Source organism: Variovorax robiniae (assembly GCF_037889955.1).
Lineage (GTDB): Bacteria > Pseudomonadota > Gammaproteobacteria > Burkholderiales > Burkholderiaceae_C > Variovorax > Variovorax robiniae.
The window spans coordinates 454,638-479,323 of record NZ_JBBKZS010000002.1; the positions used below are offsets into that span (position 1 = coordinate 454,638).

General features: G+C 66.5%; 24 protein-coding genes. 17 read left to right on the forward strand and 7 right to left on the reverse strand.

The genetic code is table 11. The annotated features are described in order from the left end of the window. The first annotated feature begins 28 nt into the window (after positions 1 to 28). From sdhA to accD, 17 genes are all read left to right on the forward strand, one after another. Complete coding sequence (gene sdhA / locus WKW79_RS06350) at positions 29 to 1,837, forward strand: succinate dehydrogenase flavoprotein subunit (RefSeq protein ID WP_340334262.1); 1,809 nt, start codon at positions 29 to 31, stop codon at positions 1,835 to 1,837. 22 nt (positions 1,838 to 1,859) lie between these two features. After that, positions 1,860 to 2,561: a succinate dehydrogenase iron-sulfur subunit gene (locus WKW79_RS06355; protein WP_340334263.1), complete on the forward strand. Its 702-nt coding sequence runs from the start codon at positions 1,860 to 1,862 to the stop codon at positions 2,559 to 2,561. A gap of 136 nt (positions 2,562 to 2,697) precedes the next feature. Then, positions 2,698 to 2,931, forward strand: a complete 234-nt coding sequence (locus tag WKW79_RS06360; RefSeq protein WP_340334629.1) for an FAD assembly factor SdhE — start codon at positions 2,698 to 2,700, stop codon at positions 2,929 to 2,931. Positions 2,932 to 2,977: 46 nt separating this feature from the next. After that, positions 2,978 to 4,288, forward strand: a complete 1,311-nt coding sequence (gene gltA, locus WKW79_RS06365) for a citrate synthase (protein WP_340334264.1) — start codon at positions 2,978 to 2,980, stop codon at positions 4,286 to 4,288. Between the two features lie 157 nt (positions 4,289 to 4,445). Beyond that, on the forward strand, positions 4,446 to 4,586 hold the full coding sequence (locus WKW79_RS06370; protein ID WP_340334265.1) for an entericidin A/B family lipoprotein: 141 nt from the start codon (positions 4,446 to 4,448) through the stop codon (positions 4,584 to 4,586). Positions 4,587 to 4,750: 164 nt separating this feature from the next. Then, a complete protein-coding gene (locus WKW79_RS06375) occupies positions 4,751 to 5,707 on the forward strand; it encodes a LysR family transcriptional regulator (RefSeq protein WP_340334266.1) in 957 nt (318 codons plus the stop codon). Positions 5,708 to 5,742: 35 nt separating this feature from the next. After that, complete coding sequence (gene leuC, locus WKW79_RS06380; protein ID WP_340334267.1) at positions 5,743 to 7,164, forward strand: 3-isopropylmalate dehydratase large subunit; 1,422 nt, start codon at positions 5,743 to 5,745, stop codon at positions 7,162 to 7,164. Between the two features lie 16 nt (positions 7,165 to 7,180). After that, a complete protein-coding gene (gene leuD, locus WKW79_RS06385; protein ID WP_340334268.1) occupies positions 7,181 to 7,831 on the forward strand; it encodes a 3-isopropylmalate dehydratase small subunit in 651 nt (216 codons plus the stop codon). 14 nt (positions 7,832 to 7,845) lie between these two features. Next, the gene (locus WKW79_RS06390; RefSeq protein ID WP_340334269.1) at positions 7,846 to 8,127 is read left to right on the forward strand and encodes a hypothetical protein; all 282 of its coding nucleotides are present in this window, start codon (positions 7,846 to 7,848) and stop codon (positions 8,125 to 8,127) included. A gap of 30 nt (positions 8,128 to 8,157) precedes the next feature. Then, positions 8,158 to 9,246, forward strand: coding sequence for a 3-isopropylmalate dehydrogenase (gene leuB, locus WKW79_RS06395; RefSeq protein WP_340334270.1), 1,089 nt, complete (start codon positions 8,158 to 8,160; stop codon positions 9,244 to 9,246). 89 nt (positions 9,247 to 9,335) lie between these two features. Further along, complete coding sequence (gene asd / locus WKW79_RS06400; RefSeq protein ID WP_340334271.1) at positions 9,336 to 10,508, forward strand: aspartate-semialdehyde dehydrogenase; 1,173 nt, start codon at positions 9,336 to 9,338, stop codon at positions 10,506 to 10,508. 146 nt (positions 10,509 to 10,654) lie between these two features. Beyond that, positions 10,655 to 13,360, forward strand: a complete 2,706-nt coding sequence (locus tag WKW79_RS06405; RefSeq protein ID WP_340334272.1) for a motility hub landmark protein FimV — start codon at positions 10,655 to 10,657, stop codon at positions 13,358 to 13,360. Between the two features lie 28 nt (positions 13,361 to 13,388). Beyond that, positions 13,389 to 14,201, forward strand: coding sequence for a tRNA pseudouridine(38-40) synthase TruA (truA, locus tag WKW79_RS06410; RefSeq protein WP_340334273.1), 813 nt, complete (start codon positions 13,389 to 13,391; stop codon positions 14,199 to 14,201). Beyond that, on the forward strand, positions 14,198 to 14,869 hold the full coding sequence (locus tag WKW79_RS06415; RefSeq protein ID WP_340334274.1) for a phosphoribosylanthranilate isomerase: 672 nt from the start codon (positions 14,198 to 14,200) through the stop codon (positions 14,867 to 14,869). The genes truA and WKW79_RS06415 overlap by 4 nt, the downstream gene beginning before the upstream one ends. 56 nt (positions 14,870 to 14,925) lie before the next feature. After that, positions 14,926 to 16,209, forward strand: coding sequence for a tryptophan synthase subunit beta (gene trpB, locus WKW79_RS06420; protein ID WP_340334275.1), 1,284 nt, complete (start codon positions 14,926 to 14,928; stop codon positions 16,207 to 16,209). Further along, on the forward strand, positions 16,206 to 17,051 hold the full coding sequence (gene trpA, locus WKW79_RS06425) for a tryptophan synthase subunit alpha (protein WP_340334276.1): 846 nt from the start codon (positions 16,206 to 16,208) through the stop codon (positions 17,049 to 17,051). Before trpB ends, trpA begins: the two co-directional genes overlap by 4 nt. Positions 17,052 to 17,191: 140 nt before the next feature. After that, a complete protein-coding gene (gene accD / locus WKW79_RS06430; protein WP_340334277.1) occupies positions 17,192 to 18,064 on the forward strand; it encodes an acetyl-CoA carboxylase, carboxyltransferase subunit beta in 873 nt (290 codons plus the stop codon). 19 nt (positions 18,065 to 18,083) lie between these two features. Here accD and WKW79_RS06435 read toward each other — a convergent pair whose 3' ends face one another. The 7 genes from WKW79_RS06435 to WKW79_RS06465 form a co-directional block, all read right to left on the reverse strand. Further along, positions 18,084 to 18,755, reverse strand: a complete 672-nt coding sequence (locus tag WKW79_RS06435; protein ID WP_340334278.1) for a GntR family transcriptional regulator — start codon at positions 18,753 to 18,755, stop codon at positions 18,084 to 18,086. 22 nt (positions 18,756 to 18,777) lie between these two features. Next, the gene (locus WKW79_RS06440; protein ID WP_340334279.1) at positions 18,778 to 20,082 is read right to left on the reverse strand and encodes an FAD-dependent oxidoreductase; all 1,305 of its coding nucleotides are present in this window, start codon (positions 20,080 to 20,082) and stop codon (positions 18,778 to 18,780) included. Next, on the reverse strand, positions 20,079 to 20,330 hold the full coding sequence (locus tag WKW79_RS06445; protein ID WP_340334630.1) for a (2Fe-2S)-binding protein: 252 nt from the start codon (positions 20,328 to 20,330) through the stop codon (positions 20,079 to 20,081). Before WKW79_RS06445 ends, WKW79_RS06440 begins: the two co-directional genes overlap by 4 nt. Before the next feature lie 5 nt (positions 20,331 to 20,335). Further along, positions 20,336 to 21,442, reverse strand: coding sequence for an NAD(P)/FAD-dependent oxidoreductase (locus tag WKW79_RS06450; RefSeq protein ID WP_340334280.1), 1,107 nt, complete (start codon positions 21,440 to 21,442; stop codon positions 20,336 to 20,338). Between the two features lie 132 nt (positions 21,443 to 21,574). Continuing rightward, a complete protein-coding gene (locus tag WKW79_RS06455) occupies positions 21,575 to 22,519 on the reverse strand; it encodes a 4-hydroxyproline epimerase (RefSeq protein ID WP_340334631.1) in 945 nt (314 codons plus the stop codon). 5 nt (positions 22,520 to 22,524) lie between these two features. After that, positions 22,525 to 23,655 carry a branched-chain amino acid ABC transporter substrate-binding protein gene (locus WKW79_RS06460; protein ID WP_340334281.1) on the reverse strand — a complete coding sequence of 377 codons (1,131 nt, stop codon included), beginning with the start codon at positions 23,653 to 23,655 and terminating at the stop codon, positions 22,525 to 22,527. A 42-nt stretch (positions 23,656 to 23,697) separates the two neighbouring features. Beyond that, complete coding sequence (locus WKW79_RS06465) at positions 23,698 to 24,612, reverse strand: dihydrodipicolinate synthase family protein (RefSeq protein WP_340334282.1); 915 nt, start codon at positions 24,610 to 24,612, stop codon at positions 23,698 to 23,700. Between the last annotated feature and the right edge of the window lie 74 nt (positions 24,613 to 24,686).

Sequence of the window (24,686 nt, forward strand, 5' to 3'; positions counted from 1 at the left end):
AGTCCCATCCCCTTGCCGCCCTGACCCCATGACCTACACCAAAGACCAAATCACCAAGCGCAAGTTCGACGTCGTCATCGTCGGCGCCGGCGGCTCCGGCATGCGCGCCTCGCTGCAACTCGCTCGCGCCGGCCTCAACGTGGCCGTGCTCTCGAAAGTGTTCCCGACCCGTTCGCACACCGTCGCCGCACAAGGCGGCGTGGGCGCCTCGCTCGGCAACATGAGCGAGGACAACTGGCACTACCACTTCTACGACACCATCAAGGGTTCCGATTGGTTGGGCGACCAGGACGCGATCGAATTCATGTGCCGTGAAGCACCGAAGGTCGTGTACGAGCTCGAACACTTCGGCATGCCCTTCGACCGCAACCCGGACGGCACCATCTACCAGCGCCCCTTCGGCGGCCACACCGCCAACTACGGCGAGAAGCCCGTGCAACGCGCCTGCGCCGCAGCCGACCGCACCGGCCACGCGATGCTGCACACGCTCTATCAAAAGAACGTGGAAGCCCGCACGCAGTTCTTCGTCGAATGGATGGCGCTCGACCTGATCCGTGACGAAGAAGGCGACGTCGTCGGCGTCACCGCGCTGGAAATGGAAACCGGCGACCTGCACATCCTGCAGGCCAAGACTGTGCTGCTGGCCACCGGCGGTGCCGGCCGCATCTTTGCCGCATCGACCAACGCCTTCATCAACACCGGCGACGGCCTGGGCATGGCCGCGCGCTCGGGCATTCCGCTGCAGGACATGGAGTTCTGGCAGTTCCACCCGACCGGCGTGGCCGGCGCCGGCGTGCTGCTGACCGAAGGCTGCCGCGGCGAAGGCGCGATCCTGCTCAACAGCAACGGCGAACGCTTCATGGAGCGCTATGCGCCCACGCTGAAGGACCTGGCACCGCGCGACTTCGTGTCCCGCTCGATGGACCAGGAAATCAAGGAAGGTCGCGGCTGCGGTCCCAACAAGGACTACGTGCTGCTCAAGCTCGACCACCTGGGTGCCGAGACCATCCACAAGCGCCTGCCCTCGGTGTACGAGATCGGCGTCAACTTCGCCAACGTCGACATCACCAAGGAACCGATTCCGGTGGTGCCGACCATCCACTACCAGATGGGCGGCATCCCGACCAACATCAACGGCCAGGTCGTCATCCAGCAGGGTGAAGACAACAGCGCCGTGGTCAACGGCCTCTACGCCGTCGGCGAATGCTCCTGCGTGAGCGTGCACGGCGCCAATCGCCTCGGCACCAACTCGCTGCTCGACCTGCTGGTGTTCGGCCGCGCGGCCGGCAACCACATCGTGCAGTTCAACGAGAAGAACAAGGAACACAAGCCGCTGCCGGAAGACGCCGCCGACCGCACGCTGGCCCGCCTGAACGAGCTGGAAGCGTCGACCGACGGCCTTTACGCGCAAGACGTGGCCGGCGAAATCCGCGCCGTCATGCAGCAGCACGCCGCCGTGTTCCGCAAGCAGGCCTCGATGGACGAAGGCGTCGAGAAGATCGCCGCCGTGCGCGAGCGCGTCCGCGCCGTCACGCTCAAGGACAAGTCGCGCGTGTTCAACACCGCGCGCATCGAGGCGCTGGAAGTCGACAACCTGATCGAAGTGGCGCAGGCCACGATGGTGTCGGCCGCCGCCCGCCGCGAATGCCGCGGCGCCCACACGGTGGAAGACTACGAGCGTCCCGCGGACGATCCGGTCGCACCGCTCGGCCGCGACGACGCCAACTGGATGAAGCACACGCTCTGGTACAGCGAGGGCAACCGCCTCTCGTACAAGCCGGTCAAGATGCAGCCGCTCACGGTCGACTCGGTGCCCCCGAAGGTCCGGACCTTCTGAAGATCAAAAACAGGAATTCACGATGAAGCGCACCTTCAAGATCTACCGCTACGACCCGGACCGGGACGCCAAGCCCTACATGCAGACCGTCGAGATCGAACTCGACGGCCACGAACGCATGCTGCTCGACGCCCTGATGAAGCTCAAGGCGCAGGACCCCACGCTGTCCTTCCGCCGCTCCTGCCGCGAAGGCGTCTGCGGCTCGGACGCGATGAACATCAACGGCAAGAACGGCCTCGCCTGCCTGACCAACATGCTCACGCTCAAGGGCGAGATCGTGTTGAAGCCACTGCCCGGACTGCCGGTGATCCGCGACCTGATCGTCGACATGACGCAGTTCTTCAAGCAGTACAACTCGATCAAGCCGTACCTGCAGAACGACACCGTGCCGCCCGAGAAGGAACGCCTGCAGTCGCCCGAGGAACGCGACGAGCTGAACGGCCTCTACGAGTGCATCCTGTGCGCAAGCTGCTCCACGAGCTGCCCCAGCTTCTGGTGGAACCCCGACAAGTTCGTGGGCCCCGCCGGCCTGCTGCAAGCCTATCGCTTCATCGCCGACAGCCGCGACGAAGCCACCGGCGAGCGCCTGGACAACCTCGAAGACCCGTACCGCCTGTTCCGCTGCCACACCATCATGAACTGCGTCGACGTCTGCCCGAAGGGCCTGAACCCGACCAAGGCCATCGGCAAGATCAAGGAATTGATGGTCCGCCGCGCCATCTAGCAATATGGCCCCCACGCTCCCGCACTCCGTGTCGTCGCTGCCCCCCGAGGGGGCGGCCGCCGCTTTGGGAGCGGCCCGGCAGCGGCTTGGTACGCCCTCCGTTGATGACGGGGATCAGCCTCTCGGCGCCGCTGCGCTGAGCAAGCTGAAATGGCGTTGCCGGCGCGGCTTGCTGGAGAACGATTTGTTCATCGCCCGCTTCTTCGAGCGGCATGAATCTCGCTTGACCGTTGGACAGGCGCAGGCAATGGAAGCCCTGATGGACCTGTCGGACCATGACCTCCTCGACTTGTTGCTCAAGCGCAAGGAGCCGGAACCGGACTTGGCCGGGCCGGGCGTGGTCGATTTGTTGCGTCTGATGCGCGTCTGAGCGCGCGAGCCCACTTCCAGTTTTTATTTCCAGAAAGAAAGCCTTCATGAAAGCCTCTGACAACAAGGCCACGCTGTCGTTCAGCAACGGCACCGACAACATCGAGCTACCCATCTACAAGGGCTCGATCGGCCCGGATGTGATCGACATCCGCAAGCTCTATGCCCAGACCGGCATGTTCACCTACGACCCGGGTTTCATGTCAACCGCGTCGTGCCAGTCGGCCATCACCTACATCGATGGCGACAAGGGCGAACTGCTCTACCGCGGCTATCCCATCGAACAGCTCGCGACCAACTGCGACTTCATGGAAACCTGCCACCTGCTGCTGTACGGTGAGCTGCCCAATGAAGAACAGAAGAAGGGCTTCACCAAGCTCGTGACCAACCACACGATGGTCAACGAGCAGATGCAGTTCTTCCTGCGCGGCTTCCGCCGTGATGCCCACCCGATGGCCATCATGACCGGCCTGGTCGGCGCCCTGTCGGCCTTCTATCACGACAGCACGGACATCAACAATCCGAAGCACCGCGAGATCGCCGCGATCCGCCTGATCGCGAAGATGCCGACGCTGGTCGCCATGGCCTACAAGTACACGATCGGCCAGCCGTACATGTACCCGAAGAACGACCTGAGCTACGCCGGCAACTTCCTGCACATGATGTTCGCCACGCCGTGCGAGGAGTACAAGGTGAGCCCGGTGCTCGAGCGCGCGCTCGACCGCATCTTCATCCTGCACGCAGACCACGAGCAGAACGCGTCGACCTCGACCGTGCGCCTGTGCGGCTCGTCGGGCACCAACCCCTTCGCGGCCATCGCAGCCGGCGTGGCCTGCCTCTGGGGCCCCGCCCACGGCGGCGCCAACGAAGCGGCGCTCAACATGCTCTACGACATCCAGAAGGCTGGCGGCGTCGAGAAGATCGGCGAGTTCATCAAGCAGGTCAAGGACAAGAACTCCAACGTCAAGCTGATGGGCTTCGGTCACCGCGTGTACAAGAACTACGACCCGCGCGCCAAGCTGATGCAGGAAACCTGCAAGGAAGTGCTGAGCGAACTGGGCCTGGAAAACGACCCGCTGTTCAAGCTGGCCATGGCGCTGGAAAAAATCGCCCTGGAAGACGAGTACTTCGTGTCGCGCAAGCTCTACCCGAACGTCGACTTCTACTCGGGCATCGTGCAGCGCGCCATCGGCATCCCGGTGCCGCTGTTCACCGCGATCTTCGCGCTGGCCCGCACGGTCGGCTGGATCGCCCAGCTGAACGAGATGATCGGCGACCCGGAGTACAAGATCGGCCGCCCGCGCCAGCTGTTCGAAGGCTCGGTCAAGCGCGACGTGCAACCGATCGCCTCGCGCTGAGCATCGGTCGAGGGCTCGAGTCCTCACCCTCGGAAAGGCTGCCTTCGGGCAGCCTTTTTGCGTTTTGGCTGACACGACGATGCTGTGCGCCTTCTTACCCTGCAGTTGCGGAGGGAAACCGCCTCGCAATCCGTTTCAATCAACCAGGAGTTAAGCCATGAAGAAAATCGCTGCAATGATGGCCGTCGCTTTCGCATTCGCCATCCCGCTGGCCGGCTGCAACACGATGAAGGGCGCAGGCCAGGATGTTCAAAAGGCCGGCCAGAAGATCGAAAACTCGGCTGACAAGACGAAGTGACCCGGCGCGCCTCGCGCGCCGAACTGGAACGAGCGGGCCGAGTGCCCGCTTTTTTTCATCTTGAGCCAGCAAGAGTGTCATCGTGTTTCACGATGACGGAAGGGTCATTTCCCTAGCAAAATAGCGCTCCGCTTCATCGCCTATCGCGATGACGCCAGCGCCCCGTGAACACCTCAGAACGCAGCTTTGCCCGCCGCATCGACCTGACCTCGCTCCAGCTCTTCGTAGCTGTCTGCGAGTTGGGCAGCATCGGCCGTGCGGCGGAGCGCGAATTCATCGCCGCATCGGCCGTCAGCAAGCGCCTGTCGGACCTGGAAGCCACCCTCAACACCCCCTTGCTCTACCGCCACACACGCGGCGTCGACCTCACGCCGGCCGGCGAAAGCCTGCTGCACCATGCCCGCTCGGTGCTCTACAGCCTGGAGAAGATGCAGGGCGAGCTCAGCGAATACGCCGACGGCGTGCGCGGCCACGTGCGCGTACATGCCAACATCTCGGCCATCGTGCAATTCCTGCCGGAAGACCTCGGCGCCTTCCGCCGCGACCACGAGGCGATCAAGATCGACCTCGAAGAACACCTCAGCAGCGAGGTGCTGCGCGCGGTGCAGGAAGGCGCGTCGGACCTCGGCATCTGCCACCTGGCCGACCACGACACCGAATTGCAGAGCCTGCCCTACCGGCACGACCACCTCGTGCTGATCGTGCCCACGGGGCATCCGCTGGCCGGCACCGGCCCCATCGATTTCGTCGACTCGCTCGAATACGACCATGTCGGCCTGCACACCAACAGCTCGATCTACGTCGCCACGCGGCAGGCCGCGCTCGACGCCGGCCGCACCATCAAGCTGCGCATCCACGTCACCGGCCTGGACGCCATGTGCCGCATGATCGAGAACGGCCTCGGCATCGGCGTGATGCCGAGCCAGGCCTTCGACCTCATGCGCGGCGGCGTCGGCCGGCAACTCACCAGCGTCGCATTGAAAGACGCCTGGGCGCAACGCGAGATCCGTCTCGTCGCCCGCGACTTCTCCACGCTTCCGGTGGCCGCACGCACGCTGGTCGCGCACCTGCAAGCCTCGGGCGAAGCCGCTGCCCGCGAACCGGCCGAACTGGCCGCCTGAACACACCAACGATCACCCCACGAAAGAAGACTGACATGGCACGCACGCTCTACGACAAGATCTGGGACGAACACGTCGTCCACACCGAGGAAGACGGCACCGCGATCCTCTACATCGACCGCCACCTGGTGCACGAAGTCACCAGCCCGCAAGCCTTCGAGGGCCTGCGCGAAGCTGGCCGCAAGCTGTGGCGCATCAGCTCGGTCGTCGCCACCGCCGACCACAACACGCCGACCACCGGCTGGGAGCGCGGCTACGAAGGCATCGCCGACCCGACCAGCAAGGAACAGGTCACCACGCTGGACCACAACATCGCCGAATTCGGCGCAGCGGCGTTCTTCCCCTTCCTGAGCAAGCGCCAGGGCATCGTGCACGTGATCGGCCCCGAGTCGGGCGCGACGCTGCCGGGCATGACCGTCGTCTGCGGCGATTCGCACACCTCCACGCACGGCGCCTTCGGTGCGCTGGCGCACGGCATCGGCACCAGCGAAGTCGAGCACGTCATGGCCACGCAGACCCTGCTCGGCAAGAAGGCGAAGAACATGCTTGTGAAGGTCGAAGGCAAGTTGCCGCTCGGCTGCACGGCCAAGGACATCGTGCTGGCCATCATCGGCAAGATCGGCACGGCTGGCGGCACGGGCTACACCATCGAGTTCGCAGGCTCCGCCATCCGGGACCTGACGATGGAAGGCCGCATGACGGTCTGCAACATGGCCATCGAAGCCGGAGCACGCGCGGGCCTGGTGGCGGTCGACGAGAAGACGATCACCTATGTGAAGGGTCGCCCGCTCGCGCCCACCGGCGTCGAATGGGACCAGGCCGTCGGCTACTGGAAGACGCTGCAATCCGACCCCGGCGCGCATTTCGACCTCGTCGTCGAACTCGACGCGACGAAGATCCCGCCGCAGGTCACCTGGGGCACCTCGCCCGAGATGGTCACCGAGATCAACGGCCGCGTGCCCGATCCCGACAAGGAAAAGGATGCCAACAAGCGCGGCGCCATCGAACGCGCGCTGACCTACATGGGCCTGGAGCCCAACAAGGCGATGAACGACATCTTCGTCGACAAGGTGTTCATCGGCTCCTGCACCAACAGCCGCATCGAGGACATGCGCGAAGCCGCAGCGGTCGTGAAGAAGCTCGGCCAGAAGGTCGCGAAGAACGTGAAGCTCGCGATGGTCGTCCCGGGCTCCGGCCTCGTGAAGGAACAGGCCGAACGCGAAGGCCTGGACCAGATCTTCAAGGCCGCAGGCTTCGAATGGCGCGAACCCGGCTGCTCGATGTGCCTGGCCATGAACGCCGACCGCCTCGAACCCGGCGAGCGCTGCGCATCGACCAGCAACCGCAACTTCGAAGGTCGCCAAGGCGCCGGTGGCCGCACCCACCTCGTGAGCCCCGCCATGGCCGCTGCGGCCGCGGTGCATGGCCACTTCGTCGACGTCCGTACCTTCGCCTGACCAGGGAACCCACACCATGCAGAAATTCACCGTACACAAGGGCCTCGTCGCCCCCATGGATCGCGAGAACGTCGACACCGACGCGATCATTCCCAAGCAGTTCCTGAAGTCGATTCGCAAGACCGGCTTCGGCCCGAACCTGTTCGACGCCTGGCGCTACCTGGACACCGGCGAACCCGGCCAGGACCCGGCCAGCCGCAAGCCGAACCCGGACTTCGTGCTGAACCAGCCGCGCTATGCCGGCGCCTCGATCCTGATCGCGCGCCAGAACTTCGGCTGCGGTTCCTCGCGCGAACACGCGCCGTGGGCGCTGGACCAGTACGGCTTCCGCGCCATCATCGCGCCGAGCTACGCCGACATCTTCTTCAACAACAGCTTCAAGAGCGGCCTGCTGCCGATCGTGCTGCCCGAAGCGCAGGTCGCCAAGCTGTTCGATGAAGTCTTCGCCTTCCCCGGCTACCAGCTCACCATCGACCTGGAACGCCAGGCCGTGGTCAAGCCCGACGGCACCGAACTCGCCTTCGACGTGCAGGCCTTCCGCAAGTACTGCCTCCTCAACGGCCTCGACGACATCGGCCTCACGCTGCGCCACAAGGACAAGATCCAGGCCTTCGAGAAGGAACGCCTCGCCACCAAGCCCTGGCTTGCGCACACGATGGTGAGCTGAGACGCGGGTCCGCCATGCGCCGCCTGTTCCAGCGCTGGGTGCTGTCGCGGCTGTGGCTGACCTTCATCGTCCTGTGCCTGAGCTTCTTTGCCTTCGGCATCGGGACCTTGAATCTCATCTACCTGTTCCAGGCCAATGCGACCTTCCTGGCCGAACAGGGATGGCAGGCCGTCATGGACGGCGCGCTGGTCCAGCTCTTTCACCTGGTGCTGAACGGCGCGCTGAGCATGGTGGCCTACGTCATCTTCAAGACCTGCGAGCATCGCCTGTCGCACTGGCTCGGCGACGAGCACTGAAAAAACAACCAACCACAACCTTCGACACTCATGAAAATCGCAGTCCTCCCCGGTGATGGCATCGGCACCGAAATCGTCGCCGAAGCCGTCCGCGTGCTCGACGTCCTCGACCTGAAGTTCGAGATGGAAACCGCCCTCGTCGGCGGCGCCGCCTACGAGGCGCACGGCCATCCGCTGCCCGAGTCCACGCTCAAGCTCGCGAAGGAATCCGACGCCGTGCTCTTCGGCGCCGTCGGCGACTGGAAGTACGACAAGCTCGACCGCCCGCTGCGCCCGGAACAGGCCATCCTCGGCCTGCGCAAGAACCTCGGCCTGTTCGCCAACTTCCGCCCGGCCATCTGCTACGAGCAACTCGTCGGCGCATCCAGCCTCAAGCCCGAGCTGATCGCAGGCCTCGACATCCTCATCATTCGCGAACTCACCGGCGATATCTACTTCGGCCAGCCGCGCGGCCGCCGCACCGCCGTCGACGGCCACTTCCCCGGCGCCGAAGAAGCCTTCGACACGATGCGCTATTCGCGCCCCGAGGTCGAGCGCATCGCCCGTGTCGCCTTCGAAGCCGCCCGCAAGCGCAGCAAGCGCGTGACCAGCGTCGACAAGGCCAACGTGCTGGAGACCTTCCAGTTCTGGAAGGACATCGTCACCGAAGTCGGCAAGGAGTACCCGGACGTCGAACTCGACCACATTTACGTCGACAACGCCGCCATGCAACTGGTCAAGGCACCGAAGAAGTTCGACGTGGTCGTCACCGGCAACATGTTCGGCGACATCCTCTCGGACGAGGCCGCGATGCTCACCGGCTCCATCGGCATGCTGCCCTCGGCCTCGCTCAATTCGAGCAACCAGGGCCTCTATGAACCAAGCCACGGCAGCGCGCCGGACATCGCCGGCAAGGGTGTTGCCAATCCTTTGGCTACAATCCTCTCCGCTGCCATGATGCTCCGTTTCTCCCTCAACCAACCCGAAGCTGCCGCTCGTATCGAGTCGGCGGTTCAGCAGGTGCTTGCCGCAGGGCTGCGCACCGGCGACATCTGGTCGGAAGGCACGAAGCGCGTCGGCACCCGTGAAATGGGTGACGCGGTTGTTGCAGCAATCACCAAAAAGACGATTACCGGCTAACCGCAGCCCGCTTCGTCACGCCCCCCGGCTCGACGAGTCGGGCGCAAAGAGAAACCACTTTTCTTTTTTGACATAGGGCACTTTTCAAAATGGCGTACGCATCTCAACCCCTGGTCGGCCTCGTGGGCTGGCGTGGCATGGTCGGCTCGGTCCTGATGGACCGCATGCAGGCCGAAGGCGACTTCGGTCTCATCGAGCCGATGTTCTTCTCGACTTCCAACGCCGGCGGCAAGGCCCCTGCGATGGCCAAGAACGAGACCGCGCTGAAGGATGCGTACGACATCGAGTCGCTCAAGAAGTGCGACATCGTCATCACCGCCCAGGGCGGCGACTACACGACCGAAGTCTTCCCCAAGCTGCGCGCCGCGGGCTGGAACGGCCACTGGATCGACGCGGCCTCCACGCTGCGCATGAAGGATGACGCGATCATCATCCTGGACCCGGTCAACCTGCCCGTGATCCAGAACGCCCTCAACAAGGGCGGCAAGAACTGGATCGGCGGCAACTGCACCGTGAGCTGCATGCTGATGGGCGTGGGCGCGCTGTACAAGGCCGGCCTGGTCGAGTGGATGACCAGCATGACCTACCAGGCCGCATCGGGCGGCGGCGCGCAGCACATGCGCGAGCTGCTGACGCAGTTCGGCACGATCAACTCCGAAGTGAAGGCGCTGCTGGACGATCCCAAGTCCGCCATCCTGGAGATCGACCGCAAGGTGCTGCACAAGCAGCAGAACCTGTCGGCGGCGGAGACGGCCAACTTCGGCGCACCGCTGGGCGGCTCGCTGATCCCCTGGATCGACAAGGACCTCGGCATCGGCGCGGCGTCGCATGACGATGCCGACTGGGGCGTGTCCAAGGAAGAGTGGAAGGGCGGCGCCGAAACCAACAAGATCCTCGGCCAGGGCGCGGGCTTCGGCACCGCCGCCACGCCGGTGGACGGCTTCTGCGTGCGCGTCGGCGCGATGCGCTGCCACAGCCAGGCGCTGACCTTCAAGCTCAAGAAGAACGTGCCCGTCGCCGACATCGAGGCGCTCATCGCCGCCGACAACGCCTGGGTCAAGGTCGTGCCCAACACCCGCGAAGCCACCGTCAAGGACCTCACGCCCGTCACGGTCACCGGCACCATGAATATCCCTGTCGGCCGCATCCGCAAGCTGGCCATGGGCCCGGAATATGTGGGAGCCTTCACCATCGGCGACCAACTGCTTTGGGGCGCGGCCGAGCCATTGCGTCGTATGCTGCGCATCCTGCTCGACGCCTGATGCAGAGGGTGACGTTGCGAAACAGCCACGGATTTTTGCGGCCGAAGTTGGCACGCACTGGTCTGGTCTAAGCTGCTGCCTTGTCACTGGGGGGTGATGGTGTTAACGTTCTCTTACACTTCTGGGCAATGTTGCCCCCTATGAGCATGACAAGACCTCCGCTGCACGTGAACCTGAATCCGGTCACCCGGCCCACCCCCACTTCAACGGGCAGCGGTCAACTCTCATTGCTGAGCACGGCCATTGCGCTCGCATTGGGTCTGGTGAGCATGGATGCCAGCGCGCTGGCACTGGGCCGGCTCAACGTGCAATCGGCCCTCGGCGAACCGTTGCGTGCCGAGATCGACGTCACCGAGATCAGTGCTGCCGAAGCCGACAGCATGAAGCTCAACATCGCGTCGCCCGAAGCCTTCCAGGCCGCGGGTGTCGCCTACAACTCCGCCCTCGCCGACGTCCGCATGCAGCTGCAACGCCGCGCCGATGGCCGTTACGTCGTGCGCCTGGCCGGCAACCGCTCGCTCAACGATCCGTTCATCGATCTGCTGCTCGAAGCCAACTGGGGCGGCGGTCGTGTCGTGCGCGACTACACCGTGCTGCTCGATCCGCCGCGCAGCCGCCAGGCCGCCGTGCCGATCAACCCCGTCGGGCCGCAGATGCAGATCGGCAATGCGCCGCCGACGCGCATGGCGCAGTCTCCCGCTGCACCGCCGGTGGCGCAGGTCGCCCCGCCGCCGCGCCCACGTCCGGTGCCGGCACCCTCGCCCGCGCCGATGCCCGCAGCCGAGCGGAGCGTTCGCACTGGCACCGGCGATGGCCAACAGGTTGCGGTGCGCCCCGGCGACACCGCCAGCAAGATCGCCGGCGCCTACAAGCCGGCCGAGGTGTCGCTCGACCAGATGCTGGTGGCGATGCTGCGCACCAGCCCGGATGCCTTCCTTGGCGGCAACGTCAACCGCATGAAGTCCGGCGCGGTCATCAACGTGCCCACCGCCGCACAGGCCACCGCGACGCCGCCCGACGAAGCCCGTCGCACGGTCACCGCACAAAGCCGCGATTTCGCCGACTACCGCCAGCGCCTGGCCGGCAACGCGCCGACGTCGCGGGTCGCCCGCGCGGATCGGCAAGCCGGCGGCAAGCTCCAGACCAACGTCCAGGACCGCAATGCCGGCGCCGCCTCGCCCGACAAGCTCACCGTGTCGCCCGGCGGGCCAACCGCGGCAGCCGACGAAAAGCTGGCCGCGGAACGCCAGGCCAAGGACACCAGCGCCCGCGTGGCCGAACTGTCGAAGAACATTTCGGAACTGAACAAGCTGCAGAGCGCGACCGCGCCTGCCGCCACGGCACCCGGCGCACCGGCCGCCGCGCCCGCGACGCCCGCCGCCGCTCCGGCCGCAACCGCCCCTGCCGCAGCGCCAGCAGCTCCGGCCGCCGCCACGCCCGCAGCACCTGCAACGCCCGGCGTGACGGTGCCCGTCGCTGCGGCGCCCGCGACTCCGCCCACCGCTGAAACGACCCCGCCGGCACCGCCCGTGGCCGCCACGCCCGCACCTGCGCCTGCCGCCAAGCTCCCGGCGGTCACGCCGGTGAAGACCCCGACGCCGGCCGAGCGCGGCTTCTTCGCGGAGTTGATGGACAACCCGCTGATGCTCGGCGCCGCCGCGCTGATCGCCTTGCTCATCGGCTTCCTGCTCTACCGCGTGCTCGGCCGCAAGCGCCAGGACGCGGGCGACAGCGTCTTCCTCGAAAGCCGCATCCCGAAGGATTCCTTCTTCGGCGCCAGCGGCGGCGAATCGGTCGACACCAGGAACCGTGGCGCGGCCTCGTCGTCGCTCTCGTACTCGCCGAGCCAACTCGACGCCGGCGACGTGGACCCGGTGGCCGAAGCCGACGTCTACCTGGCCTATGGCCGCGACCTGCAAGCTGAGGAAATCCTGCGCGAAGCCTTGCGGATCACGCCGGAGCGCACCGCGATCCACCTCAAGCTGCTCGAAATCCATGCCAAGCGCCGCGACCTTCGCGCCTACGAGGCGATGGCCGCCGACGTGCACAAGCTGACCGGCGGCACCGGTACCGAATGGAATCGCGTGGTCGAGATGGGTCGCGAACTGGACCCGGGCAACCCGCTGTACCAACCCGGCGTGCGCTCGCTGGCAGCAGGTGCAGGCGCGGCGACCCTCGCCGACGGCCCGGTCACGATCCCGATGGAGCCGACGGCCACGCCGACCGTGCGCGAGCCCGCGCGCGAACCGATTGCATCGCCGCCCGCCTTCGTGGCATCGGTGGCGCCGCTGGACTTCGACCTCGACCTGAGCAAGCCCCCTGTCGCCGCCAAGGTACCGGTGCAACCCGTGCCGGTGCCGGTACCCGTCGCCGTTGCCATGCCGACGCCGCCGAGCGCCAGCCTTCCGCAGGCGCGCCCTTCGATCCCGGACATCGACGACTACGAGCGCACCGTGCGCGCCCCGCTCGACGACGGCCACGACCACACCGAATTCGCGAACGATTTCGACACGGCCCCCGCCGCGCTGGAACCGATGCGCCGCGCGCCCGCGCATGACGAGGAACGCACCCAGCCCGCCACCTTGCGCGCCGGCCTGCCGGGCGATTCCGGCTTCATCGAATTCGACATGAGCTCGATGACCGGCCGTGCACCGCTCGAGACCAGCCGCGGCAGCCTCGAAGGCCACGACGACCCGCACGAAAGCCCGCACGCCATCAAGCTGTCGCTGGCGCGTGAACTGCAAGCCATCGGCGATGCCGAAGGCGCCCGCTCGCTGGTCGAGGAAGTGGCGGCCGAAGCCACCGGCGACCTCAAGGCCGAAGCCAGGCAGTTGCTGACGCAGCTCGCCTGAACCATGCCCCGCCCATGACCGTTGCGCTGTGAGGCTGGCCCTCGGCATTCGCTACAACGGTCAGGGCTACCAGGGCTGGCAGAGCCAGTTGTCCGGCCAGACGGTGCAGGACAAGCTGGAAAAGGCCCTCGCCGACTTCGCCCGGAAGCGCATCGGCACCCTCTGTGCGGGCCGCACCGATGCCGGCGTGCACGGCATCCTCCAAGTCATCCACTTCGACACCGACATCGAGCGCACGCCCAACTCGTGGGTGCGCGGCACCAACCGCTTCCTGCCGGACGACATCGCGGTGCAGTGGGCGGTGCCGGTGCCCGACGAATTCCACTGCCGCGCCCAGGCGCTGGCGCGCCGCTACATCTACCTGCTCTCGCAATCGCCGGTGCGGCCGAGTCTTGAAGCGGGCCGGGTCGGCTGGTCGATGCGCGCACTGGATGGCGATGCAATGCGTGCAGCTGCGGCGCTGCTGGTCGGCGAGTACGATTTCAGTTCCTTCCGCGCCTCGGCCTGCCAGGCGAAGTCGCCGGTGAAGAACCTGCGCCGCATCGAGATCACGCGCATCGGCGAGGGCGAGCGCTGCCGCTGGCAATTCGAATTCGAGGCCGACGCCTTCCTGCACCACATGATCCGCAACATCATGGGCTGCCTGGTGCGCATCGGCCATGGCGACGAACGGCCGGAATGGATCAGCGAAGTCCTGCAAGCGCGCAGCCGCGTGGTTGCCGCGCCGACTTTTTCGCCGGACGGGCTCTACTTCCTCGGCCCCTTGTACGACGCCAAGTGGGGCCTGCCGGCCGAGGCGACGATGCAGTCCGGGCGCCCTGCCTATGATGGCTGGGCATGACCAAGACAAGAATCAAGATATGCGGACTGACCCGCGAGCAGGACGTCGATGCCGCCATTGAAGCCGGCGCTGACGCCATCGGTTTCGTCCTCTATCCCAAGAGCCCACGCGCCGTGAGCGCCGAACGCGCGGCCGAACTGGCCTCTCGCCTGCCGCCCTTCGTCACGCCCGTGCTGCTGTTCGTCAATGAAGACGCGCCGACGACCACCGCCGCCCTGGCCAAGGTGCCCGGCGCAATGGCCCAGTTCCACGGCGACGAAACCCCAGCCCAGTGCGACGAAGGCGCCGGCAACGGCCGCTTTCGTTACCTGCGCGCCGCCCGCATTCCGATCGGCCCTGCCGGCGCGGCCTTCGACCTCGTAAAATACGCGGCTGATTTCTCCAACGCCCAGGCCATCCTGCTCGACGCCCATGTCGACGGATTCGGCGGAGGCGGCAAGGCATTCGATTGGTCACTCCTTCCACACGTCGCAAACGCTCACCTCGTCTTGTCTGGTGGGTTGTCGCCTGCCAACGTCGGCGATGGCATCCGTGCGTTGCGCCCGCGTTGCAAGACGCTGGCCGTTGACGTGAGTTCCGGCGTGGAAGCCTCCAAGGGCATCAAGGACGCCGCCAAGATCCGCGAATTCATTGCCGCCGTCCGCGCGGCGGATTCGAACGCCACCTGACCGTCGCACCCCATGACTCCTCCGGGCGTGGGCTGCGGCCAACGAACGAGAGAAACATGGACACCCAGACCTACCAGCAACCCGACGCCAGCGGCCATTTCGGCCCCTACGGCGGCACCTTCGCGAGCGAGACGCTCACCCACGCGATCAACGAGCTGCGCGATGCCTATGCGCGCTTCAAGGACGACCCGGCCTTCCTCGCCGAATTCCACTACGAGCTGAAGCACTTCGTCGGCCGCCCTTCCCCGGTCTACCACGCGGCCCGCACCAGCCAGGAAATGGGCGGCGCGCAGATCTACCTGAAGCGCGAGGACCTCAACCACACCGGCGCCCACAAGATCAACAACGTGATCGGCCAGGCCATGCTCGCCAAGCGCATGGGCAAGCCGCGCGTGATCGCCGAGACCGGCGCGGGCCAGCACGGCGTGGCCACGGCCACGATCTGCGCCCGCTACGGCCTCGAATGCGTGGTCTACATGGGCAGCCAGGACGTCAAGCGCCAGAGCCCCAACGTCTACCGCATGAACCTGCTGGGCGCCACCGTGGTGCCGGTGGAATCGGGCAGCAAGACGCTGAAGGACGCACTGAATGAAGCGATGCGCGACTGGGTCACCAACGTCGAGAACACCTTCTACATCATCGGCACCGTGGCCGGCCCGCACCCGTACCCGACCATGGTGCGCGACTTCCAGAGCGTGATCGGCATCGAGGCGATCGACCAGATGCCGGCGATGCTCGCGGCGCAAGGCATCACCGGCGAGGCGGAAGGCCGGCAGCCTGATGTGGTGGTCGCCTGCGTGGGCGGCGGCAGCAATGCGATGGGCATCTTCTACCCCTACATCCCGTTCAAGAACACGCGCCTGGTCGGCGTGGAAGCGGCCGGTGAAGGGCTGGACAGCGGCAAGCATTCGGCCTCGATCCTGCGCGGCAGTTCGGGCGTGCTGCACGGCAATCGCACCTACCTGCTGCAGAACGAGGACGGACAGATCACCGAGACGCACAGCATCAGCGCGGGCCTGGACTACCCGGGCGTCGGCCCCGAGCATGCGTACCTGGCCGACATCGGCCGCGCCGAGTACGTGGGCATCACCGACGAGGAAGCGCTGCATGCCTTCCACTACCTGTGCCGTACCGAAGGCATCATTCCCGCCCTGGAATCGAGCCACGCGATGGCCTATGCGATGAAGCTTGCGAAGACCATGCGACCCGATCAATCGATCCTCGTGAACCTCTCGGGGCGTGGGGACAAGGACATCGGCACAGTGGCCGACCTGTCGGGCGTCGATTTCTATGACCGCCCTTCCATGCGCGGTCTGCAAGTGAAGGGAGGCAAGGCATGAGCCGCATTGGTGCAACCTTCGAGGCGCTCCAGGCCCAAGGCCGCCGCGCGCTGATTCCATACGTGACGGCAGGATTCCCGTTCGCCGACATCACGCCGGAACTCATGCACGGCATGGTGAAAGCCGGCGCCGACGTCATCGAACTCGGCGTGCCCTTCTCCGACCCGATGGCCGATGGCCCGGTGATCCAGCAGGCCGGTGAAAAGGCGCTGGCGCTGGGCATCGGCATGAAACAGGTGCTGGCGATGGTCGGCGAGTTCCGCAAGACGGACGCGAAGACACCGGTCGTGCTGATGGGCTATGCCAATCCGGTCGAGCGCTACGACGGCATCCACGGCAAGGGCGCCTTCGTGCGCGACGCGGCGGCGGCCGGCGTCGACGGCGTGCTGATCGTGGACTATCCGCCGGAGGAATGCGAGGACTTCGCGGCCGAACTGCGCGCGAAGAACATCGACCTGATCTTCCTGCTGGCCCCGACCAGCACCGACGAGCGCATGGCGCAGGTGGCGCGACTGGCCAGCGGGTATGTCTATTACGTGTCGCTCAAGGGCGTGACGGGCGCCGGGCACCTCGATACCGATGCGGTCGGGCAGATGCTGCCGCGCATCCGCACGCATGTGAGCATTCCGGTGGGCGTGGGCTTCGGCATCCGCGATGCGCGCACGGCGCAGGCGGTCGGCGCGGCGGCTGATGCCGTCGTCATCGGGACCAAGATCATCCAGTTGATCGAGGAGCAGCCGCGCGACAAGGTGGTGCCCGTGGTGGGCGAATTCCTGGCGGGGATTCGCCAGGCGCTGGATGCGCTGCCTTCGGCTACCGGCAAGGGCGCGGCTGGTCGATAATTAAGCGTTTTGCGCTCACGCCGGCCCTCCGGGTTGGCGGTGGCGCAACGATTGACCCTCACCCCAAACCTCTCCCGCTGGCGGGAGAGGGAGTGAACAATCAAGAAGGCATTCCTTCTTGAGAACTCAGGATTCCCCACATGAGCTGGCTTGAAAAACTGCTTCCGTCCAAGATCGTCCAGACCGACCCGAGCGAGCGTCGGCAGGTCCCCGAAGGCCTGTGGATCAAATGCCCGAGCTGCGAGACGGTGCTCTACAAGACCGACCTGGAGCACAACCAGAACGTCTGCCCGAGCTGCAGCCATCACCATCGCATCGGCGCGCGCGCCCGGCTCAACGCCTTCCTCGACGCGGAAGGCCGCTACGAGATCGGCCAGGAAGTGCTGCCGGTCGACGCGCTCAAGTTCAAGGACAGCCGCAAGTACCCCGAGCGCCTGAAAGAAGCGCTGGAGAACACCGGCGAGACCGATGCCTTGGTGGTCATGGGCGGTTCCGTGCATTCGATCAGCGTGGTGGTCGCCTGCTTCGAGTTCGAGTTCATGGGCGGCAGCATGGGCAGCGTGGTCGGCGAGCGCTTCGTGCGCGGTGTCGAGACCGCGATCGAGCAGAAGGTGCCCTTCATCTGCTTCACCGCCACCGGCGGCGCGCGCATGCAGGAAGGCCTGCTGTCGCTGATGCAGATGGCCAAGACCAATGCTGCGCTCACGCGGCTCGCGAAGAAGGGCATGCCCTACATCAGCGTGCTGACCGACCCGACCATGGGTGGCGTCTCGGCCGGCTTCGCCTTCGTGGGCGACGTGGTGATCGCGGAACCCAAGGCGCTGATCGGCTTTGCCGGCCCGCGCGTCATCGAATCGACCGTGCGCGTGACCTTGCCCGAAGGCTTCCAGCGTGCCGAGTTCCTCCAGACCAAGGGCGCGATCGACTTCATCAGCGACCGCCGCGAGTTGCGCAAGACCATTGCCAACACGCTGGCGATGCTGCTGCGCCAGCCCGCTGACGCGGTGAGCTGATCTTCCGCCGCGGGTTCGGCTACTTGTCGATCACCCGCCGCGCAAATACCTCGAGATAGTCCAGCAACTGGTTGGCGCCGGCCACGGCCGCGGCCTCGTCGCCGGTAGCGATGCCTTCGGCCAGCTTCATGTGCATGCGCGCGGCTTCGCCGATCTCGCCTTCATGCTGGTAGGCGTACCAGAAGCGCCGGCATTGCACGACCAGCGGCACCACGCACTGCACGGCGGACTGGTTGTGGCTGGCCTGGTGGTTGACCACATCGAGTTCGTGGTCGGCCTGCATGTAGTCGTGGAGATTGCCGCGCGACGCGGCCTTGATCATCTTCTCGGCGCGCAACACGATCGCCTTGCGCTGCTCGGCCGTGGCCCGGCGCGCTGAACAACCTGCGATGAGGCACTCCAGCACGCGGCGGGTCTGGAGCACGTCGAGGTGATCGGCCAGGTCGATGGCCGACACCAGCAGGCCGCGACGGGGCTGCTGCACGATGAGGCCGTTGGAGACCATGCGCAGCAGCGCCTCGCGCACCGGCGTGCGGCCCAGGCCCGTCATTTCCACCAGTTCACCCTCGACGACGGGGCTGCCCGGCTGGAGTTGCAGCGTGGCGATCAGGACTTCGATGGCGTCGTAGGCCACGTCCGCGGCGCGGCGCTTGGACGGGGCGAGGGAAGTTGCAGGAGTGGTGGCAGGCATGTCGACGGCAGGTTGGCGAGCCTCATTGTCCCTGCGCCATGGGGGCGTCCGGAAGCGACGGCGCGAAACCGGCCAGCGTGGCAGCGCGCGCCGGGGTCAAGGGCGGACGCGGCGTTGCCGAAGTCCAGCCGAGCAGGAACTGCGCAGCCGCCCCGCAGACCCGCCCCTGGCACGCCCCCATGCCGCAACGCGTGTGCAGCTTGGCGTCGGTCCAATTCGCGCAACCGGCCAACGCGCCGTAGGGCACGTCTTCGCAGCGGCAGAAGACGGTGTCTGCTTGTGCCAGCTTGCGCAGCCCCTCCCCGGGTGAGAAGCATCGGTTCAGCTGCGCGGCAAAGGCGTCCCAATGTGCGAGGTCTTCGCGCTGGCCTTCCGCCGGAATGCTGCGCCCCACCGCCGAATGCCCGGCGATCGCGCCCTGCAGCAGCGCCCGCTCGCTGCCGCCGATGCCGGTGCATTCACCAGCCGCGAAGATGTTCGGCACGCTGGTCGCCTGGTTGGCATTCACGTTGAGGGCCGGTCCGCCCGGCTGCACGGTGACCGCGCAACCCAGCAAGCGTCCCAGCTCGGTGTTCGGCACCAGGCCGAAGCCGCAGGCCAGGCGATCACAGGCCAGTTCCTGGGTCCCGACACGACCGCGCCGTAGCGTCACCGATGCGAGTCGGCCCTCGCCCTGGGCCGACAGCACGTGGCTGCCGCAGCGGTAGCCCGAGTGCATCAGCATCAGCGCCTGGCGCGCCTTGCCCGGCCAGCGCGCCAATTGCATCGCAAAGCCGAGCACATCGCGCCACGGGGCCTGCTCCGCGACGCGCAGCACCTCGGCGCCGGCCTGGGTGGCGGTCGCGGTCGCGGCGAGCAGCAAGGGCCCGGTGCCGGCGACCACGATGCGTTCGCCCTTCACCGGCATGCCGCCCTTGATCAGCGCCTGCAGCGCACCGGCGCCGGTCACGCCGGGCAAGGTCCAGCCGGGAAAGGGCAGCAGCAGTTCGCGGGCACCTGTGCACAGGATCAGCTTCTTCCACTGCAGCAGCCAGCCGCGTTCCGCGTCTTCCAGCAACAGTTGCCGGGCGCGCGGCGCGGCGACGACGCGGGTACCGCAGTGGACGCGGATGTTGGCGCGCTGGGCCATGGTGTTGCGGGCTTCGCGAGCGACCTCGGGCAAGTCCACGTCCGGGCCATCGCGCCAGATCTGGCCACCCGGCGCCGGGTTGTCGTCGATCACGACCACCGAACCGCCGCCGAAGGCTGCCGCTGCGGCCGCGGCCATGCCCGCCGGGCCGGCGCCGATGACCAGCACATCGCAGTCGTCGAGCGCGAGCTGGGTCACGTCCCGGTCTCCACCTTCATGCCCGCGACGCAGGCGGTCTGGCAGGCCAGCCGGCGCGCACCGTCGATGCTCACGCGGCATTCCTGGCAGATGCCCATGCCGCAGAACGGCGCACGCGCTTCGCCCAGGACGGAGCGGCGCGTGACCCCCAATCCGGCCACGTCCGCGCTGCGCAGCGCCGCAGCCACCGAACTGCCGGCCGGTACGGCAACCGGCTTGCCGTTGATCTGGAGCACGATGGATGACATGTGCTTCATGCGGCAGTCGCCTGCGCAAAGCGCTCTGCCGCGTAGGGCGCGGGATCGAAGGCCGGGACACGCCCCGTCATCAGCGCAGCCAGCAAGGCTGCCGTGCCGGTGGCAGTGGTCACGCCCAGGCCTTCGTGACCGACGGCGAGCCAGAGGCCTTCGCGCATCGGATGCGGCCCGAGCAGCGGCAAGCTGTCGGGCGTGGCGGCGCGCAGGCCGGTCCAGGTGCGCAGGATGTTGAGCGCGGCCAAGCCGGGCACGTAGTCGATCGCGCGCCCGAGCATCCGGGCGAGCATGTCCGGCTCCACGCACGGGTCGACCGTGTCGAACTGGCGCGACGACCCCAGCAGCAACTGGCCGGTGGGCCGGGGCTGGAGGTTGAAGGCGACCGAGGGTTGCTCGCTGTGATGCGCGCTGGTGACGTAGCCCAATTCGACCAGTTGATGGTGCACCGTGCCCGGGTAGCGGTCGGTGATGGCCAGGTGGCCCTTCTTGGGGCGAATCGGAAGCCCCGGGCACAGTTGCGTGGCCTGGATGCCGTTGGCCAGCAGCACCTGCGGCGCCTCACGCACAGCCCCGCCGACCAGGCGCACGCCACGGTCATCGATGGCCTGGACTTGCGCATGTTCGACCTCGATGCGGTCGCCGCCCTGCGCCAGCAGCCAGCGCGCGACATTCGGCGCATAGACGATGCCGTCGCCCATGACTTCAAGCGCGCCGGCCAAGCCGGGCCGCAATGCTGGCTCGGCGCGCGTCAGCGAGGCGGCATCGAGCAGGCGGCAGGCGACGCCCTGCTGCGCCAGCCGCACCTGCTTGTCTTCGGCGGCGGCCATCTCGGCTGTGTCAGAAGCGATCCAGAGCGTGCCGCAGGGGCTCCAGGCGCAGTCAGCAGCCATGAGGGGCGCGAGGCCGCGCCACAGTTCGAGCGAATGGCGGCTCAACTCCAGCTCCGCCGGGTTGTCGTCCATGACGACAAGGTGGCCCATGCCGGCGCCGGTTGCGCCGCCAAAGCCAGCATCGAGCACACGGACCTGCAACCCCGCCTTCGCCAACGCGTGGGCGCAGGCCGCGCCGACGATGCCGGCGCCGATCACAAGAACTTCAGCTTGCATCGGTCGATCGGCGACGCGTCCAAAGGTGTGAAGATTTCGTAGCGAGGGCGCCGAAGTCGGGTTGAGGAGCGGAACCGCACTCTCGTGCGGTGAGCACCGCAGACCCGAGATCGGTGGCCGCAGTAGAAATATTCATACCTTTCGGATGCCCCAGGCGAAGGGATCACTGTCATCGATCAACAGCGTGCTTTCGGCACTGATGTGCGCGCGACCGCGCAACGTCGGAACAACCTGCCCGTCCACCACCGCATAGCTGGCCTCGAACACGCTCCCGATCACGCTGGCCTGGCGCCACACCTCGCCGGGCGCCAGCTTGCCGTCGGCGGCGAGGCAGGCGACCTTGGCGCTGGTGCCCGTGCCGCAAGGCGAACGGTCATAGGCCTCGCCGGGGCACAGCACGAAGTTGCGGCTGTCCGCATCGGCGGTCGAGCCGGCGAAAAGTTCGATGTGGTCGATCTCGGCGCCCTCGGCGCCCGTGATGCCTTGCGCCGCCAGGGCCGCGCGCAGAGTCGCGGTGTAGCGGGTGAGCGCGGCCAGGTTGTCGCTGGCCACGCGCTGCCCATGCTCCTGCTCGCTCACCAGGAAGAACCAGTTGCCACCCCAGGCCACGTCGCCAAGCACGCGGCCATGGCCCGGCACCTCGACGGCGACCTGCGCCAGATGCCGATACGCCGGCACGTTGCGGACACTGACCGAGCCGTCGTCATGCAGCGTCGCCGTGACTGTGCCGACCGGTGTCTCGATCCTGTGCTCGCCGACGCCGATGCGCCCCATGTGCGCCAGCGACACGACCAGACCGATGGTGCCGTGACCGCACATGCCGAGGTAGCCGGTGTTATTGAAGAAGATGACGCCGGCCGCAGCTTCCGCCGAGACCGGCTCGCACAGCAAGGCGCCGACGATCACGTCGCTGCCGCGCGGCTCCAGCACGGTGGCCGCGCGCCACTTGTCGTGGTCGCGCGCCAGCAGCGCCTTGCGCTCGGCCATGCTGCCGCCTCCGAGGTCAGGGAACCCGCCGATGACGAGACGCGTGGGCTCGCCGCCCGTGTGCGAGTCGATGACCTGGATGCGGTGCATGGGCATCAGTAGCTGGCGAGCGGCGTCGGCGCGGCGTTCTTGAACGTCGACACCGTGATCGGCGCCTGCGTCATGTTGCCCTTGTCGTCATAGCTGTAGGTGCCGACGGCGCCCTTGTAGCTGTTCTTGTAGAGGTAGCCCGCGACCTTGTTCGGGTCGAGCGAGCCCGTCTTCTGGATGGCCTCGCCGATGAACATCAACTGGTCGTAGAAAGAAGCAGCGTAAGCGTCGGGGTCGAGGTTGAACTGCTTCTTGAACTTGGCCTTGAAGGCTGCGCCGCCGGCCGCCTTGTCGAGCATGGTGCCGCCCTGAGCGCAGTACACGACGTCGTTGACCGCTTCGCCGCCGATCTTGCCCATCTCAGGGCTGCAGAGGGTGTCGCCGCCCAGCAGCTTGGCCGACATGCCCAGGCCCTTCATCTGCCGCACCATCGGCGCGGCCTGTGGCGCGTAGCCGCCGAAGAAGATGGCCTGCGGCTCCTGCGCCTTCAGGCGCGTGAGGATCGGCTGGAAGTCGACCGACTTGTCGGTGGTGAACTCCTGCCCCACCACGGTCAGGCCCTGCTTCTTCGCTTCCTTGACGAACTCCTCGGCCACGCCCTGGCCGAAGGCGGTGCGGTCGTCGATCACGCCCACCTTGGTGGCCTTGAGCACCTTGGCCGCATAGACCGCCATCGCCGAGCCGATCTGGTTGTCGCTGGCGATGATGCGGAACAGGTTCTTGTAGCCGCCCTGCGTGACCTTGGGATTGGTGCCGACCGTCGACACCAGCGTGTCGCCTTGGGCGTAGACGCGCGATGCCGGAATGGCCACGCCCGAGCAGTACGGGCCCATGACGAACTTGACGTTGTCGTCCACCAACTTCTGCGCCGCCGCGACGCCGGCCTTGGCATCGCACTGGTCGTCTTCGGAGACCTGCACGAACTTCAGCGTCTTGCCGCCGACCACGATCTTCTTCGCGTTGAGTTCCTCGATGGCCAGGCGCACGCCGTTCTCGTTGTCCTTGCCGGCAAAGGCGTTGGGCCCGGACAGCGGGCCCGTCTGCCCGATCTTGACGACCTGCTCCTGCGCCATCGCGTGGCCCGCGAACGCCATGGCCGCGAGGGCCACGCACGAAATGTTCCGGTAGTTCTTCATCCCTTGTCTCCTTCAGTTTTGGAAGATTGCAACCGGCTGCCGTCAGGCCACCGATTGATACTGAACCGGCCGTGTCGCCAGCGCCTTCTGCACGATGGCTTCGACGGCCTTGCGCTCCTCGCCGATCAGCGGCAGGCGCGGACGACGCATGTGCTCGGTGCCGACACCGGCCAACACATCGATCAACTTGAGGTTCTGCACCAGTTTCGTCGATACATCCAGATGGAGCATGGGTGTCATCCACTGATACAACTTGAGTGCCTCGGCGAACTGGCCGGCCTTCATGAGGTCGTAGAGCGCCACGGTCTCGCGCGGAAACGCACAGCCCACGCCGGCCAGCAGGCCATCGCAGCCCAGCGCCAGGCCTTCATAGGCCAGGTCGTCGACACCGAGGAACAACTGGTAGCGGTCGCCCAGCACATTGCGCAGGTCGGTGATGCGGCGGATGTTGTCCGTGCTCTCCTTGATGGCCGCGATCCATTGGCAATCGGCCAGTTCGACCATGTGCTCCGGCTTCAGGTCGACCCGGTAGGCGACCGGGTTGTTGTAGACCATGACCGGCTTCTGCGCGGCCTCGGCCATGGTGCGCACGTTCAGCATCGCCTCGCGCGCATCGGCCACGTAGATCACCGACGGCATCACCATGAACCCGGCCACGCCGAGCTTGTTGGCGCCGTCGATGTAGCGCAGCGCCTCGCGCGTGCTGGTCTCGGAGACGTTGGCGAGCACCGGGATACGGCCGTTGGCCGCCTCCAGCGCGATGCGCGCCACCTCCAGCTTTTCCTCCAGCATCAGCGTGCTGGCCTCGCCGAGCGAGCCACAGGTCACCAGGCCATGGATGCCGTTGCGGATCTGGAAGTCGATGTGCCGCGCGGTGCCTTCGGCATCGATGCTTTCATCGGCGTGGAACTTGGTGGTGACGGCAGGGAAGATGCCTTGCCAGCGGGGGTTGCTCATGGGGGGACGCTCCTGGGTTCGAGGCATCGCGCTCCATGGCGAGGCCTGGCGTCAGTGTAAATATATTAGCAAGA